Source organism: Dyella sp. 01N36, from assembly GCF_056399745.1.
On sequence record NZ_JBFTRY010000019.1, the window covers coordinates 1 to 15,111 of the forward strand.

The 15,111-nt window shown below is 63.8% G+C and carries 14 protein-coding genes; 4 read left to right on the forward strand and 10 right to left on the reverse strand.

The window, feature by feature from the left end; all coding sequences use genetic code 11:
• The 5 genes from AC1DMG_RS06590 to AC1DMG_RS06610 form a co-directional block, all read right to left on the reverse strand.
• A partial coding sequence (locus AC1DMG_RS06590) for a glycosyltransferase family 2 protein (RefSeq protein WP_477180329.1) occupies nucleotides 1-1,538 on the reverse strand: 1,538 nt, incomplete at its 3' end.
• A gap of 44 nt (nucleotides 1,539-1,582) precedes the next feature.
• Entirely contained in the window at nucleotides 1,583-2,689 is a 1,107-nt protein-coding gene (locus tag AC1DMG_RS06595) for a hypothetical protein (RefSeq protein ID WP_477178019.1), read from the reverse strand.
• Nucleotides 2,670-3,845 carry a non-hydrolyzing UDP-N-acetylglucosamine 2-epimerase gene (gene wecB, locus AC1DMG_RS06600; protein ID WP_477178020.1) on the reverse strand — a complete coding sequence of 392 codons (1,176 nt, stop codon included), beginning with the start codon at nucleotides 3,843-3,845 and terminating at the stop codon, nucleotides 2,670-2,672. The genes AC1DMG_RS06595 and wecB overlap by 20 nt, the downstream gene beginning before the upstream one ends.
• A 327-nt stretch (nucleotides 3,846-4,172) precedes the next feature.
• Nucleotides 4,173-4,436: a putative hemolysin gene (locus AC1DMG_RS06605; RefSeq protein ID WP_477178021.1), complete on the reverse strand. Its 264-nt coding sequence runs from the start codon at nucleotides 4,434-4,436 to the stop codon at nucleotides 4,173-4,175.
• Between the two features lie 113 nt (nucleotides 4,437-4,549).
• Complete coding sequence (locus AC1DMG_RS06610) at nucleotides 4,550-6,589, reverse strand: M13 family metallopeptidase (RefSeq protein ID WP_477175435.1); 2,040 nt, start codon at nucleotides 6,587-6,589, stop codon at nucleotides 4,550-4,552.
• A gap of 156 nt (nucleotides 6,590-6,745) precedes the next feature.
• On the opposite strand from AC1DMG_RS06610, the gene AC1DMG_RS06615 reads away from it, so the two are divergent.
• Together AC1DMG_RS06615 and AC1DMG_RS06620 are read left to right on the forward strand one after the other, a co-directional pair.
• The gene (locus AC1DMG_RS06615) at nucleotides 6,746-7,294 is read left to right on the forward strand and encodes a GNAT family N-acetyltransferase (RefSeq protein WP_441602635.1); all 549 of its coding nucleotides are present in this window, start codon (nucleotides 6,746-6,748) and stop codon (nucleotides 7,292-7,294) included.
• The gene (locus AC1DMG_RS06620; RefSeq protein WP_046970005.1) at nucleotides 7,291-7,611 is read left to right on the forward strand and encodes a non-heme iron oxygenase ferredoxin subunit; all 321 of its coding nucleotides are present in this window, start codon (nucleotides 7,291-7,293) and stop codon (nucleotides 7,609-7,611) included. The genes AC1DMG_RS06615 and AC1DMG_RS06620 overlap by 4 nt, the downstream gene beginning before the upstream one ends.
• Nucleotides 7,612-7,632: 21 nt before the next feature.
• Here AC1DMG_RS06620 and AC1DMG_RS06625 read toward each other — a convergent pair whose 3' ends face one another.
• The 5 genes from AC1DMG_RS06625 to AC1DMG_RS06645 are packed head-to-tail and all read right to left on the reverse strand — an operon-like array spanning nucleotide 7,633 to nucleotide 12,726.
• Nucleotides 7,633-8,412 carry a MipA/OmpV family protein gene (locus AC1DMG_RS06625; RefSeq protein WP_477175436.1) on the reverse strand — a complete coding sequence of 260 codons (780 nt, stop codon included), beginning with the start codon at nucleotides 8,410-8,412 and terminating at the stop codon, nucleotides 7,633-7,635.
• 11 nt (nucleotides 8,413-8,423) lie between these two features.
• Entirely contained in the window at nucleotides 8,424-9,362 is a 939-nt protein-coding gene (locus tag AC1DMG_RS06630) for an efflux RND transporter periplasmic adaptor subunit (protein WP_477178022.1), read from the reverse strand.
• Nucleotides 9,359-10,108 carry an ABC transporter ATP-binding protein gene (locus tag AC1DMG_RS06635; RefSeq protein ID WP_477180330.1) on the reverse strand — a complete coding sequence of 250 codons (750 nt, stop codon included), beginning with the start codon at nucleotides 10,106-10,108 and terminating at the stop codon, nucleotides 9,359-9,361. The genes AC1DMG_RS06630 and AC1DMG_RS06635 overlap by 4 nt, the downstream gene beginning before the upstream one ends.
• 3 nt (nucleotides 10,109-10,111) lie before the next feature.
• Nucleotides 10,112-11,245: an ABC transporter permease gene (locus AC1DMG_RS06640; protein ID WP_441602639.1), complete on the reverse strand. Its 1,134-nt coding sequence runs from the start codon at nucleotides 11,243-11,245 to the stop codon at nucleotides 10,112-10,114.
• Nucleotides 11,245-12,726 (reverse strand): TolC family protein, encoded by a 1,482-nt coding sequence (locus tag AC1DMG_RS06645; protein WP_477180331.1) that lies wholly within the window; start codon nucleotides 12,724-12,726, stop codon nucleotides 11,245-11,247. Before AC1DMG_RS06645 ends, AC1DMG_RS06640 begins: the two co-directional genes overlap by 1 nt.
• Before the next feature lie 189 nt (nucleotides 12,727-12,915).
• Here AC1DMG_RS06645 and AC1DMG_RS06650 point away from each other — a divergent pair, with 189 nt between their 5' ends.
• Nucleotides 12,916-13,620, forward strand: coding sequence for an MtnX-like HAD-IB family phosphatase (locus tag AC1DMG_RS06650; RefSeq protein ID WP_477175438.1), 705 nt, complete (start codon nucleotides 12,916-12,918; stop codon nucleotides 13,618-13,620).
• A gap of 48 nt (nucleotides 13,621-13,668) precedes the next feature.
• Nucleotides 13,669-15,078, forward strand: a complete 1,410-nt coding sequence (locus AC1DMG_RS06655; protein WP_121878372.1) for an aspartate aminotransferase family protein — start codon at nucleotides 13,669-13,671, stop codon at nucleotides 15,076-15,078.
• Nucleotides 15,079-15,111: the final 33 nt, after the last annotated feature.

Consider the following 15,111-nt stretch of genomic DNA (forward strand, 5'->3'; position numbering starts at 1 on the left):
GGATCGAGCAGGCGCCGGTCATCATCGGTGCATATGACCACTCCGTCATATTGAGGGAGCAATTCATTCCGAAAGCCAGTCGCTGATGAGCTACCGGGTTCGACATCGTGCAAGGTCAGAATCCAATGCGAGTCACGATCACGTTCCTCCACCAGCTGCGCGAGTTCCATGAATTCGATCTGCACGATGTCAGGCGAATAAAGCGCCATAAGACGGCGCAGCTCTGACCGCAGTCCCGGCCAGGCATGTCGATTCATTCGGTCAGTCATGGCAAGGGCAGCTTCGCCCTCGATGTCTCCGCGGCCCTCGACCAGGTGTACTGCGTAGAGTTCCGAGAACCACTCGCGCGAATCTTCGCCATAAGAGGATCGTTCGTCGGAAAGGAGGATCACGTCAAATCGCAGGGATATTCTTCTGATGATCTCTGCAATTCTCCTGGCCCCACCATGCGCCGGCGGATACAGAGCAAACGGCGATACCAGAAGAAGTCGCGGACGTCGCTGGTGGTTCGCCGGCGGCATGGGGGCGTGCCATTCATCCGTGCATAGGCGTTCATAAGCAAACCCGCGGGAACGTGCCTTGGCGACCGCTAGTCGTGCCTTCAATGCGCGCAGGGCGACGCCAATTCCGGCGAGCTCGCGACGACTCGCTGCGGGCAATGCAGCAACTCGATGCAGTTGCGCGCCAGGGAGGTGTCCGGTCAAAGCATTGCGCAGATCGAACAAGACGGCGTTGCGGCGGACGATGCGTTCGATCTGCGCATCGTCGTAGTACTTGCCGATGGTGCTGCGATGGTGGTGATATGCATGCGAGTCGGGGCAGAACAGTACTTGCCAACCGTCTGCCCAGGCTCTGGCGCCCCAATCGGCGTCCTCCCAGTAGAACGGCGAATAGTCACTTGCGTCGCAGACATAACGACGCAAAACATCCGTTCGATATAGGGACGACCCACCACCGGCGTAAATATGGGCACGGATGAGCGGGCCATCGTCGGGCGTTCTATCGTAGATTTCCGGGTGCCCAGTGTTGCCGTGGAAGTCTGTCCAGCCCGTTTCCTCTCGCCGGCGCTTCTGGTCCACAAAAAATATTTGAGATGCGGCGGCGAATACCTCGGGCCGGCGATAAGCGAGAATCTGCTTGAGGGCGTCGGGGGCCAGAACCATGTCACTGTTGAGCAGATAGCACCAATCATGCTCTACCAGTTCCAGGCCCGCGCTTATCGCTCGTCCGTAACCGAGCGGATCGCGTACGTGGCGCCAGGTTACCGCGGTGAATTCTTCTTGCAGGCTGGTGTAGTCGGATTGGCTGACGCCGTTGATCAGCACGATGACCTGGCATGGCTCTTGGATTTCTGCGCACGCGCGTCTCAGAGCTTCCAGTGTCTGCTTGAGCAGGTCCGGCGTACCGCGTTCGGCAATGACGACGCTGAGGCCGGGGGTGTGACTGCCATGTACTTCGCGTCGCGGCCAGGAGGAGGGCCGCGATGCGAGGAAATCGGCCAGTCGAAGGCAGATATAAAGGGGGATGAATCGCCACATCCATGGCTGTGTCCACCAGTGACGCAGACCGCTGGCCCTGGACCTCATACGAGGAGCTCGGCGCACATGACATGGTGATTAGAGTCTGGTTCGGAGTACCAGCGCAGGGCCTGCTCTGCAAACATCGCCGTCCAGGTGTTCGCTTCATGGGTTTGAGCGTCCGAGTCGAAAGCGATTCTTCCCAAGGCGTCCACTCTGGTGGACAGGAGTCTTGCCAGCTTCTCGAGTCGGACTTCGCTCGCTGGGTCTTCTTGTTTGTGACCAAGCAACAGTCCGAGTCGAAGTGCCTGTGCCGCCACGTCGTTTCGATGGGTATTTTCACCCTCGCCGATGTCGGAGGGGAATGTCTCCGGCATGGCGCCATCCATTCGCTGCAGGAGCAGACACTTCGAAACGATCTGGCTAGCTGCCTCCCGTTCCCGGGCTCCGTATCGGAGTAGTCCCTCCGCGAAATAAAGCGAGGGGTGGAGCATGTCTGACATTGCCGAAAAACCCGTATGACCGCATCGTTCAAGATGCGCCCTGCATGCGGCGAGCAAGGATTGAGGCCGGAAGGCGAGGTCAGTCGCGAGATCGACGGCAGCAGTCGCCTTCAACAGGAATGGGCCCGATGTCGTCGACCAGCGCACAGGCACTGACGTTGCATCCGTATGCGGACGAACCGCTTCGACGCATCCGTCGTGTGTAAACAGCGACAACTTCGACATCAGGTTCGCCAGCAGCTCGTCGCTCACGTGAGCGATGTTTCGTGCTCGTATAGCCAGGGCGCCACGTAGCACCATGGCTTGGTCGAAGAAGAATTCAGCCTGATTGCGCCAGTCGGCAGGTGCATCGTGCAACGGGATGCGTGTTGCTGGATTGGCAGCGCCTGAGAATTCTCGCTGAATCCAGTCCAGGCAGCGGGTTGCGCGGTCAGCGACCAGAGGGATGGGAGCCGAATCGCCCAATCCTGCCAACCAAAGTAAGTAGTAGCCCGAGATCTCGGCATAGATATAACTCGCGCCCTTCCGCTCGTCGACGCTTCCAGCGACGCCGCCGGCATGAGCGCCGTCTTGCGTTTGAGCGGGGCCATGGAGAAGCCAGCTGCGCAGACGTGAGCTGGCAGCCCGGGCGGCTTCCTGGGTCGCTGTATCAATTGGATTGATGCGCATAGAGAGAATGACTTTGAGGCTCTTCCAAGGGGGATGCTGCTCGCGCCAATGTCGCCAGATGGACGGCTATACGCTGGCCCGCGCGGCCGTCCCCATTGGGGGATGATTCGGTGAAGGGCATGCCATTGGCGCGAGGGGCGGCAAGGATGCGCAGAGCCGCCAGATAGATGTCGTGCGCTGTTATTGCCTTGATGAGGGTGGAACTGCCCAGGGCCGCCTCCTCGACTCGCTCGGTGTTCCGTCTCACGATGAGGGTGGGGGTGCCGAGATGAGGAGCTTCTTCCTGTATGCCGCCAGAGTCAGTGATGACCAGCGCAGAGCGCCGCAGAAGTGCGATGAAGGATGCGTACTCGAGAGATTCAGTCAGGAAGACGCCATCGTGCCCGGCCAAATGATGGGAGAGTTGTGTCCGCGTCATGGGGTTTGCAGGCATGGGACAGACGGCGATGAGGTCGCGTTGCGTACTGACCAGCCGTTTCAGCGCCGTGCTGACCTCACGAATACCATGGCCCCGATTTTCACGGCGATGCAGCGTCAGCGTGACAACGCGTTGTTCTGGTTCAACGGGAAGGGGGAGCGGCGCTTCCCCCTTTTCCAGTTCGTCGCGCAACAGATCGATGATCGTATTTCCGGAACGGACGATGCGCGAAGGCGAAATGCCTTCACTGCGAAGATTGGTGGCCGCCAATTTCGTCGGCGCGAAATGCATCGACGCGATCCGGCTGATCTTTCTGCGAAAATGCTCTTCGGGAAAAGGATGATGCGGATGATCCGTTCGGAGTCCTGCTTCGATGTGGGCAAGGGGGATGCCTAGATCGCGAGAAGCCATGGCCGCCGCGTAAGCGGTAGCCGTGTCGCCCTGGGCTACCAGAACATCCGCTCCAATTTCAGTGGCCGCAGAGCGGATGTTTGCTCTCAGTTTGCGAACATGATCGAAGAGAGAGGTGCCTGCCACCTGTGACTTCCGGATGTCACAATCAATCCCCAATTGCTTCAAGATCCGGTCGACCACGGCTTCATGCTGGCCGCTGTTCATGACGATCGAATGGCAACTCCCGAGTGCTTTGAGCGCTCGATGGACGCTTGCCAACTTGAGGCATTCCGGACGGGTACCAAAGACCAGGAGCACCTTGCCCTGTGACATTGAACGGCTCAAGCGGCGACATCCTCAAAGCAGTCTGGCTAATCAGTCGTGAGATGCCGACCCTGTTTGATCAAGGCCTGGTCCGTGTACTTCGCTTTTCCCGATTATGGCAATTGAAGTCGCTCTACGAAAGGTGCTTCCGCCTGCCTCTATCCGCTGAGGACGTAGGCGGTCGGCGATTGCTCGATGGCGGTGATAAACCGAATATCGGAGGTTTCGCCTCCGGCGGTTAGCGCCACACCGGGAGCCCGTTCAAGCTCTACAACACGCGCGAAGAGATCGACGCCTTCGTGACCGCGCTGCTCAAGGTGCGCAAGCTGCTGATGTGAAGCGGTGGCGTCAGGGCTTGGCCATGTTCGGCGCGACGCATTGGTGATCGCGGAACAGCGCCCATTCCTCGCACGCCCGTCCATCCTGGAAGACGCAGATGCCRCTGACGTTGCCGGCGGCGTCCTTGCGCAGATCGAGCCGCCCGCCTTGCTGCACGCAATAGGTCGACGCGGGGTTGGCGAGGCCGGCCTTGCCCGCGACGGGTGGAGCGGGTGGTGGCGTGGCACACGCTGCGAGCGCGCAGGCGAGCAGGGCCGTGATGGCATGTCTCATGGCAACGCCTCCTCGATAGGCCATACGCATGACATGTTGCGACTAGCTTGCCACACCAACGAAAACGCCGCGGCATGACCGCGGCGCTTTGCTCGCTTACCAGGCGATAGCCGTTACCAGATCTTCACCTGCTTGTCGGCCGAACGCACCATCACATCGTTCGCCTTGCACTGGAACGCCTGTGCAAAGGCCGGCATGTTCGACGGGGCGCCGATGGCACGGAACTGCGCAGGTGCGTGCGGATCGGTATTGAGCAGGGTGAGCTGCGCTTCCGGGCGGATGCTGCCGCGCCAGACGCGACCCCAGTTGAGGAAGAAGCGCTGGTCCTGCGTGTAGCCGTCGATCTTCTTCTTTGCTTCGGCCGGGTTGCGGGCCAGCGCCATCTGCAGCGCGTCGTACGCCGCGTTGAGGCCGCCCAGGTCGCCGATGTTCTCTCCCATGGTCAGCTTGCCGTTGACGAACTTGCCCGGCAGCGCTTCGTAGTGATTGAACTGGTCGGCGAGGCGGTCGGTGCGTGCTTCGAAGGCCTTGCGGTCTTCGTCGGTCCACCAGTTGACGTTGTTGCCCTTCGCGTCGAACTTGCTGCCCTGGTCGTCGTAGCCGTGGCCCATTTCGTGGCCGATCACGGCGCCGATGCCGCCGTAGTTCAGGCCGTCATCGGCCTTGGCGTCGAAGAACGGCGGCTGCAGGATGGCAGCGGGGAACACGATCTCGTTCTTCAGCGAGTTGTAGTACGCGTTCACCGTCTGCGGCGTCATGCCCCATTCGGTGCGATCGACCGGCTTGCCGATCTTGTCGACCATGTAGTCGTAGTTGAACTTGTCGGCGGCCTGGACGTTCTGGAAATAGCTGTTGCCGCTGGGAATGGTCAGGCCGGCCCAGTCGCGCCACTTGTCCGGATAGCCGATCTTCGGCGTGAAGGTAGCCCACTTTTCCAGCGCCTTCTTCTTGGTCGCTTCGCTCATCCACGGCAGGTTTTCGATGCGGTTCTTGTAGGCCGCACGCAGATCGCCCACCAGCTGTTCGGCGCGCGCCTTGGATTCCGGCGAGAAGGTCTGCGCCACGTAGAGCTGGCCCAGCGCCATGCCCATGCCGCCTTCCACGCTGTCGAGCGTGCGCTTCCAGCGTGACTTCATTTCCTTCTGGCCGTTGAGCGTCTGCGCGTTGAAGGCGAAGTCTTCCTGCTGGAACGGCGTGGAGAGATACGGCGCGGCCTCATCGATCGCATGGAAGCGCAGATACGCCTGCCAGTCGCTGGCGGGCACGTCGGCCAGCATCTTGTCGAACTCGGCGAAATACTTCGGCTGCGAGAGCGAGAAGCCATCCTTCACGTCCGCGCCCTGGGCCTTGAAGAAGGCGGCCCACTCGAAGTGCGGCGTCGCCTTGTCGGCGTCGGCGATGCTGACGAAGTGATAGCGGTTTTCCGGCTGGCGCAGTTCGGTCGGCACCAGCGAGGCGGCGGCGAGGCGTGTCTCGAACGCCATCACGGCCTTGGCCTGCTTCTGTGCCTCGGCCTCGCTCACGCCCACCAGCTGCAGCGTGCGCGCGATATGCGCCACGTAAGCGGTGCGGATTTTTTCGAAGTCCGGCTTGCTGTAGTAATCGGCCGTCGGCAGGCCCAGGCCGCCCTGGTTGGCATAGGCGATCTGGCGGCTGGAATCCTTGAAGTCCGCGTTGCCGAAGAAGCGGAACGTCACCGGGTTGCCGCGGGCGTAGCTGTCGGTGATATAGGCGACCACGTCCTTGCTGTTCTTCAGCGCGTCGATGCGCGCAAGCTCCGGCTTGATCGGATCGTAGCCGGCCTTTTCGATGGCGGCTTCATCCATGCCCGAGGCGTAGAAGTAACCGATCTTCTGTTCGATCGAGCCTGGCTGCGCGCTGGCGACATTCTTGGCGGCCTTGTCGACGATGCTGTGCTGCACGTTGAGGCTGTCTTCGCGCAGCGCATCGAACGAACCCCAGCGCGTGCGGTCGGCGGGAATCGGATTGGCGGCGAGCCACTTCGCATTGACGAAGCCGTTGAAGTCGTTGCAGGCGCTCTTGTTGGTATCCAGTTCCTTCACGTCGAAGGAGCCGCCGGGGGCGGCCAGCGCGCCGGTGCACAGAGCCAGGCCCACGGCCAGCGCGAGCGGTTTCACAATGCGGTTCTTCATGGATTCTCCCTGGTGGGATGCATGGCGTGCATCCGGTCGTGGTCATACGCAGGGCGCTCGGCCCCAATCCACAGGCTAGGCAGGGGTGTCAGGGAGCCGACAGTGTCGAAGGTCATTGTGCGGTGCGATGACGACAGCGAGCGGTATCATGTGGGGATGATGACTGCGTCTGAACTCCTTTATCGCACCGCTGCGGCCGCCGACGTGCCGGCCGTGGTGACCCTCGTCGAATCGGCTTACCGCGGCGAATCCGGCCAGCGCGGCTGGACCACCGAAAGCCACCTGCTGGACGGGCAGCGCACCGATGCGCAAAGCGTGTCCGAGCTGATCGGTCGCGAAGGCAGCAAGATCTTGCTGGCCGAACGCGATGGCGTCCTGCTCGCCTGCTGTCATATCGAACGGCAGGGCGGGGCCGGGTACTTCGGCATGTTTGCGGTGAATCCCCAGCTGCAGATGGGCGGCATCGGCCGGGCCCTGCTGGCCGAAGCCGAGCGCGTGGCGCACGCCTCGTGGCAGGTGCCGGCCATGCGCATGACGGTGATCGTGCAGCGTGCCGAACTGATCGCCTGGTACGAACGCCGGGGTTACCAGCTCACCGGCGAAACGTTGCCGTTTCCCTATGGCGACGAGCGCTGCGGCCTGCCGCGCCGCGACGACCTGCATTTCGTGTGCATGAGCAAGCCGTTGGGCGAGGTGTTCGCATGAATCTCGCCGACTGGATCTTCGTGGGCACGCGCAGCGAGATGTTGCCGGGCGAATTCAAGGTGGTGTGGGATGGCGACACGGCCATCGCCGTCTACAACATCGACGGCGATCTCTACGCCATCGAAGACGTCTGCAGCCACGATGGCGGCGACCTCGCCGGCGGCGAGGTGCACGGTTTCGAAGTGGAGTGCCCGCGTCACGGTGCGCGCTTCGATGTGCGCACGGGCGCCGTCACCTGTCCGCCCGCGTACGAACCGATCGCCAGTTTCCCGGTGCATGAAGTGGATGGCCAGATCTGGACGCGCGACGATCGTTGAAGGGGAGCGCTTGTTCCCGGTTTAGAAACGGTAGACGAAGGCCAACGTGGTGGTGAGCTGATTGGCCGAGCCATAGCTGCGCACCAGCGGGCTGCCGGATGCATCGCCCAGCAAGCGCGTGTAATTGATCGCCACGGCAAAGCCAGTGTGCATGCTGGTGGGCATATACGCGTCGTATTCGAGCGAGATCTGCTGGCCGCCGGCATTCGGTGACCATGGCGATACGCCAAGCTTGCTGGCCTGATCGGGCGATACGCCAAAGAAGCGACGCATCGCCGGCCCGTTCATCGCCTGCCATTGCAGCTCCAGGCTGTGGTTGAGATAACCGATGACGGGCAGGTCGTAGTCCGCATACACGTTGAGATAGGCGCCGGCGCCTTGCGTGTCGTGCGCCAGATTGCCGCCCAGGCTGAACTGCGTGGTGGCCTGGTATTCCAGATAACCGCCGCCGTTGATGCGCGGCGATAGCGACTCGACGATGCCGCCCAGCCTGGGGCCGAGTTCGTCGCGGTCGCGGCCCCACAGGTAGTTGCCGTAAAGTCCGCCGCGCCACTTGCCGCTATGGATGAAATCCACGGTGAGGCCATCGAGCGTCGACAGCGTGATATGCCAGGGCAGCTCGGCATCGATATAAGGCACGGCCTGGTTGCGATGATCGCTGGAGCCGAGCCAGGCCGGCATGCGCTGCACGCCCGCGCCGAGAATGATGTTGGGGCCTTCGGTCGCGTCGTCCGCGCTGGCGATCGAGCACAACGCGCAGCCGGACAGCAGCGCACTGGCGGCAACACGGCGCAGCAGCATGCCGATCCGGATCACGCGCCAGGTTTGGCGCGCGCGCCTGCGTTGTCGCCGAACTGAACGATCACACGCTGGCCGATGCGCAGCGACGGCGGCGGCGTTTCATCGAACACCAGCACGCATTCGACGGTTCGCGTGTTGGCGCGAATGAGGGGATCTTCCTCGAGCGCACTGGGACCGAACACGGTGCCGATGCGCTGCACATGCGCGCCCAGCGTCGGCACGCCGCTGCCGCTGTCATCAACGACCTGGGCATGCATGCCTTCGTGCACGGCGCTCACAAACGATTCGTTGAGTTCGGCACGCACGATGCGCGCGCCTTCGGGCAGCAGCACGAAGGCCGCGCCGCCTTGCGGCGATACCGTGGCGCCGGGCTGGATGTCGCGCTCGACAATCTGTGCGTCCACGGGCGCAACGAGGCTGCGCTGCGCCAGCTCATAGCGCGCCGCTTCCAGTTTCTGCGCAGCCATGGCGTCGGCGGCGCGCACATTGTCGAGTTCGCCCTGCAGCTGGGTGGCGGCATCCCTGGCGTCATCGGCGCTCTGCCCATCGCCAGCCCCGGCTGCCGCCGCTGCCTGCAGGCGCGTGGCGCGTTGCTGTGCTGCCTTCAGGCGCGCTTCCAACGAGCTGCCTTGGGCCCTCGCCTGTTTCTGTTCGGCTTCGGCCGCGCTCACGGCAAGCTGCGCAGGCTTGGTGTCGAGCACGGCCAACACCTGGCCCTTTTTCACATGGTCGCCTTCGCGGACCTTGATGTCGGCCACCACGCCTTCGCGCGGCATGCTGAGCTTGAGCAGGCCGCCTTCGATATCGACACGGCCGCGCGCCACCGCCGCATACGTGGCAGTGGGTGCGGTGGACGACGTCGACTTGCCGCTGTCGTCATGCGAGCAGGCAGCCAGCACGGGTGCCACCAGCACCAGGGCAAGCAGGGAATGTAGCGGGCGCAAGGTCATGCAGAAGGGTCCTCGTGCCCCGACGTCAATGTCGCAGAGGGCACACGGTCACTAAGGATACGGCCATCTTCCATGGCGAGCACGCGGTCCGCGTGGCCAACCAGTCGAGGATCGTGGCTGACGCACAACACGGTGGTGCCGTGCGTGCGTGCGATGCGGTGAAGCATATCGATGACGATCTGCCCGTTCGCGGCATCGAGCGCGCTGGTGGGCTCGTCGGCAAACAACAGGCCCGGCTCCTTGGCGAGCGCGCGTGCAATCGCGACGCGCTGCTTTTCGCCGCCGGAGAGTTCGGAAGGGCGCAGCTCCATGCGCGGGCCCATGCCCACTTCTTCCAGCGATGCCACCGCGCGACGGCGCGCTTCGYCGGGTGCCAGGCCGAGATAGCTCAGCGGCAATTCCACCTGTTCCAGCGCATTGAGCGCCGGAAAAAGATTGAAACCCTGGAACACGAAACCGGTGTGCAGCAGACGGAAGCGCTCGAGCTCGCGCATGCCGAGCACGCCCAGGTCCTGTCCCAGCGCCATCACATGGCCGCTGTCGGCTGCCTGCAGGCCGCTCAGGATGGCGAGCAGCGTGCTCTTGCCGCAGCCGGAAGGTCCGGAGATGAGGGTGAGTTCGCCGGCGTGCACGTCCAGCGTGAGGTCGTGCAGCACGGTGTGGTGGATCGGTCCCGACGAGAACGATTTGGTGACGTTGCGTGCCTGCAACGACACCGTGGGCATGGCCTGTGGCTGCGCGCTCATCGCTTACCTCAGCAAGGTGGCGGGATCGGCGCGGCGCAAGCTGCGCATGGCGGCCAGACCGGAGACGATGGCCAGGCCCATGCCCAGCGCGAGGCAGGCCAGCGTGGTCCACGGATCGAGCGCCACCGGCACGCTGCGGCTGCGCGCAATGGCCAGCGCGATGGCGCCGAGCACGGTGCTGCCGACCAGGCCCAGCGCGCCCACCCAGAAGGCCTGTTCCATCACGACACGACGCAGTGCACCGACGCCGACGCCCAGGGCGTTGAGCGTGGCGTATTCGCGCACCGAACCGATCACTGCAGCGACCAGGGTCTGGCTGGTGATCACGGCGCCAACCAGGAACACGATGCCAGCAAGGAACAATACGCCCGCGCCGGCGCCGGTATCGAACATCCAATAGAGCTGCGAGCGACGGGCGAAATCCTGCGCGGTCCACACGTCGTACTTGCCGAACGCACCATTGCCGCGCAAGCGCGCCGCGACATCGTCGGCTGCAGCCGGGTCGCGCAGCTTCGCCACGAAATACGTCATGCGATTGGCATTGGATGGATCGGTATCGAGTTCGGCCGCCGTGGCCAGCGAAGCCACCACGTTCACGCCACCCAGCGCACGCAGACCGCTGCTCACGCCGACCACACGCACGCGATGGCCGTTGATGACGGCGCTATCGCCTACCTTCACGCCGAGGCTGTCCAGATCGGCGCGATCGACGATCACCGCATCAGGCTCGTTCAAGCGTGCACGCAAGGCGGGTGGCAGCGCATGCGCGAACAACATGCCGTCGGGACGTGCATTGATGCCGGACACGAATACCGACACGCCGCCCGTATCACTGGGGCCACGCCAGTCGGCATCGACCCAGTGGAACGGTTCCACCGCGGTGACGGCCGAATCCATGCGCAGTCGCATTTCCACACCCGAATCAATCGAGCGGCCGAGGTTCACGCTCTGCGTGCCCGGATAGCCGGCCCACAAATCGGCCGACGAACCGGTGATGTAGACGCTGGCGCTGCCGAAGATGCCGAGCACCAGCGCGGCCTGCAGCAATTGCAGCAGGCCGGCGAAACCGACAGCGAGGATCGCCGGCAGAAAGCGGCGCCATTCGTAGATCAGGGTTTTACGTGCCAGCGCGACCATCAGTCCGTGCCCTTTGCGACGGGTGCGTCGGAAGGCGGCGGGTTGGGCATCGGCGGGTTGGGCATCGCTGCGCCACCCAGGGCCTTGTAAAGCGAGACATAGGCGAGGTCGCGCGCGGCAATGGCGCTGACCAGTTCAAGCTGTGCACGCTGGTTTTCGATCAGGCCTTCCTGCACGTCGAGCTTGCTGCCCAGGTTGAGTTCCTCGCGCTTGCGCAGGGCGGTGATGCTGCTGTCCAGCGCCACGCTGGCGCGCTGCGTGGCGTCCTCGCGTGTGCGCGACTGCTCCAGGTCGCCCATCGCCGTTTCCGCTTCCGCCACGCCTTGCAGCACGGCCTGGCGATAGGCGTAGACGGCGGCCTTCAGCTCATGATCCTTGGCGTGTGCCGCGGCCACGCGCTGCCCCCAGTCGAACAAGGGCACATCGATGATCGGGCCGAACGAGGAAATGGCTTCGCCGGTGTGCGCGCGATAGTTGGACAGAATATTGGTCGACCATTGCAGCGACGCGCCCAGGCCGATATGTGGATAGATGTCCGCGCGGCTCATGCCCAACTCGCCGGCGGCGCGCAGCACTTCGGCTTCGGCGCTGGCGATTTCAGGACGTGCGCGCAGCATGTCGGCCGGTGCGGTGGTGAGCTGCCAGGCACCCAGGCGCGGTTGTGGACCGGGCGTGAGCCACGCCAGATCGGGTTCGGGCTGTCCCAGCAGCAGGGCGAGCTGCTGCACGCAGGCGTTGATGRCCTGCTGGGGTTCGGTCAGCGCGGCCTCGGCGCGGGCGAGTTCAGCCTGGGTCTTGGCGACCTCGACTGGCGCCACCAGCCGCAGTTGTTCGCGCACCTGCACCAGCTGCAGCTTTTGCTGCTGGGCATCGCGGATGGCCGTGAGCAGGCGGGCCTGCTCCTGGGCCGAGCGCAGTTCGATCCAGCGCCGACTGACTTCGGCCACCAGGGACACCTGCGCACCGCGCAAGGCGGCCGCCGCGCCGTTCTCCTGGCCTTGGGCCGCGCGCTTGCTGCTTTGCCAGGCGCCAAACAGCGGAAGCTCCCACACGGCATCAAAGCCGACCACGAAATACGAAGCCGTGGTGTCCGGATCGATCAGGTCGTTAGTGCGCCCGTGCAGGTTGGGCAGGTAGGGATCGTGGGCGTGGTGGTTGAGGGTGCGCGCGGCGCGCAGGCGCTCGGCGGCCTGGGCCACGTCCAGGTTGTTCTGCAGGGCGCGATCGATCAGGGCGTCCAGCTCGGGGTCACCCAGCGCGGTCCACCAGCCCTTGAGGTCGGCGGAGGGCGGCGCCACGCCGGCCGGCGCATTGCGCCAGGTCTCGGGGACGGGCGGCTTGAGTTCGGGCAACGGGGCCACCGAGCAGCCGGCCACCAGCGCAAGTCCACACGCCAGCAAGGCACTGATCAATGGACGGCGATCCCGGCGAGGCGCAGCTTCCATGTTCGGCAGATCCGGGTTGTTTCGACGCTGAAGCACGAAGTTCCTGAGATTTGAGCAACGGCACGACAGGGAGTTCCCTAGCATACCGGAGCAAGCCTTCAACTAGCTTATTGACGGCCGACACCAGAATACCCGTTTTTACGCAGCAACTTTCGGCAAGAAAGGGGGCCGAAAGGGGTGTCTTTCTAGTCTTGTCATCACACTGCATTGGCGGAGCTTCACCGAGTGACAGGCTGGACCATCCTCTGCGATTTCGACGGCACCATTTCCGTCGAGGACGTGATCGACTCCCTGCTCGACCGTTTCGGCCGTCCCGGCTGGGAAACGCTGGAGCAGGACTGGCGTGCCGGCCGCATCGGCTCGCGCGAATGCATGACCGGGCAGGTGGGTCTGCTGGACATGACCCAGGAAGCGCTGGACAAGCATCTCTCCTCGCTGTGGATCGACCACGCGTTCCCGGCCTTCGTGGCCAGGACGCGCGAATTGTCGACCCCGCTGCGGGTGGTGAGCGACGGCCTCGACTACGCCATCCACAAGATCCTTGGCCGTTACGGCCTGGACGATCTGCCGCTGGCCGCCAACCACCTGGCTCCGGCCACGCCGCCGCGTCAGTGGCAGCTGACCTCGCCGTTCCAGGCGGACGGTTGCCGCAGCGGCACGTGCAAGTGCGCCGTGGCTGCCCAGGCCGCCAAGACCGGCACCAAGACCCTGCTGATCGGCGACGGCGCCTCGGACTTCTGCGCAGCCGACCGCGTCGATTTCGTGTTCGCCAAGCATCGCCTGATCGAGCACTGCCGCGCCGCCGGCATCCCCTATGTGCCGATCACCGGCTTCGAGGATGCGCTGGAGCTGCTGCCCCGTCTGCTCGACGGCAGCCTGCTGGCCGAACACACGCCGGGCGAACCGGCCGTGGCCGTCACGATCCCCTGAACGGGCCTCGCCCGTTCCACCCCTTTCTGATCTATTCCGGATTTCCTGATGAACGCATACGACAAGAACGCCGCTGGCGTCGTTATTCCCGACGCCCAGCTGCTGGCCGATGAGGCCCAGTGGAGCTCCTTTGGCGATACCGTGCATTACGTCGATCCGCCGAAGATCTTCCGCCATGGCGAAGGCAGCTGGATGATCGACACCGCCGGCACGCGCTTCCTGGATCTGCAGATGTGGTACTCGGCCGTGAACTTCGGTTACGGCAACAAGCGCCTGAACGACACGCTGAAGAACCAGATCGACGTGCTGCCGCAGGTGGCTTCGCAGTACCTGCACCAGACCCGCATCGAGCTGGCCAAGACCATTGCCGTCGACGCGCAGCAGAAGTTCGGCCTGAAGGGCCGCGTGCACTTCAACGTCGGCGGTGCGCAGGCGGTGGAAGACTCGCTCAAGCTGGTGCGCAACTACACCGGCGGCAAGAGCCTGATGTTCGCCTTCGAGGGCGGCTACCACGGTCGCACGCTGGGCGCTTCGTCGATCACGTCGAGCTACCGCTACCGTCGCCGCTTCGGCCACTTCGGCGAGCGCGCGATGTTCGTGCCGTTCCCGTATCCGTTCCGTCGCCCCAAGGGCATGACGCCGGAAGAATATTCCGACGCCTGCGTGCGCCAGTTCGCGCGCCTGTTCGAAACCGAATACAACGGCGTGTGGGATCCCAAGGTCAATCAGGCTGAGTACGCCGCGTTCTACGTCGAGCCGATCCAGGGCACCGGCGGCTACGTGCTGCCGCCGATGAACTTCTTCAAGGATCTGAAGAAGGTGCTGGACCAGTACGGCATCCTGATGGTGGTCGACGAAATCCAGATGGGTTTCTGGCGCACCGGCAAGCTGTGGTCGATCGAGCACTTCGGCGTGACGCCGGACATCATCGTGTTCGGCAAGGCGCTGACCAACGGCTTGAACCCGTTGTCCGGCCTGTGGGCGCGCGAAGAGCTGATCAACCCGACCATCTTCCCGCCGGGCTCCACCCACTCCACCTTCAACTCCAACCCGCTCGGCACCGCGCTGGGTCTGGAAGTGATCAAGATGGGTTACGAGCTGGACTACGAGACCAGCGTGCCGAAGAAGGGTGCGCACTTCCTCGAAGGCCTGCGCGACCTGCAGAAGCGCCACAAGGAAATCGGCGACGTCGACGGCCTCGGCCTGGCCATGCGCGCCGAGATCTGCACCGACGACGGCTTCACGCCGAACAAGGCGCTGCTCGACAAGATGGTCGACATCGGCCTGGCCGGCGACCTGGAGCACAACGGCAAGAAGATCGGCCTCGTGCTCGACGTGGGTGGCTGGTACAAGAACGTGATCACCTTCGCGCCGTCGCTGGACATCACGCACGAAGAAATCGACCTGGCCATCGCGCTGCTCGATCAGCTGCTGACCAAGGCCAAGAAGGCGATGTAATCAACACGACGCCGCGGGGTGAAAACCCGCGGC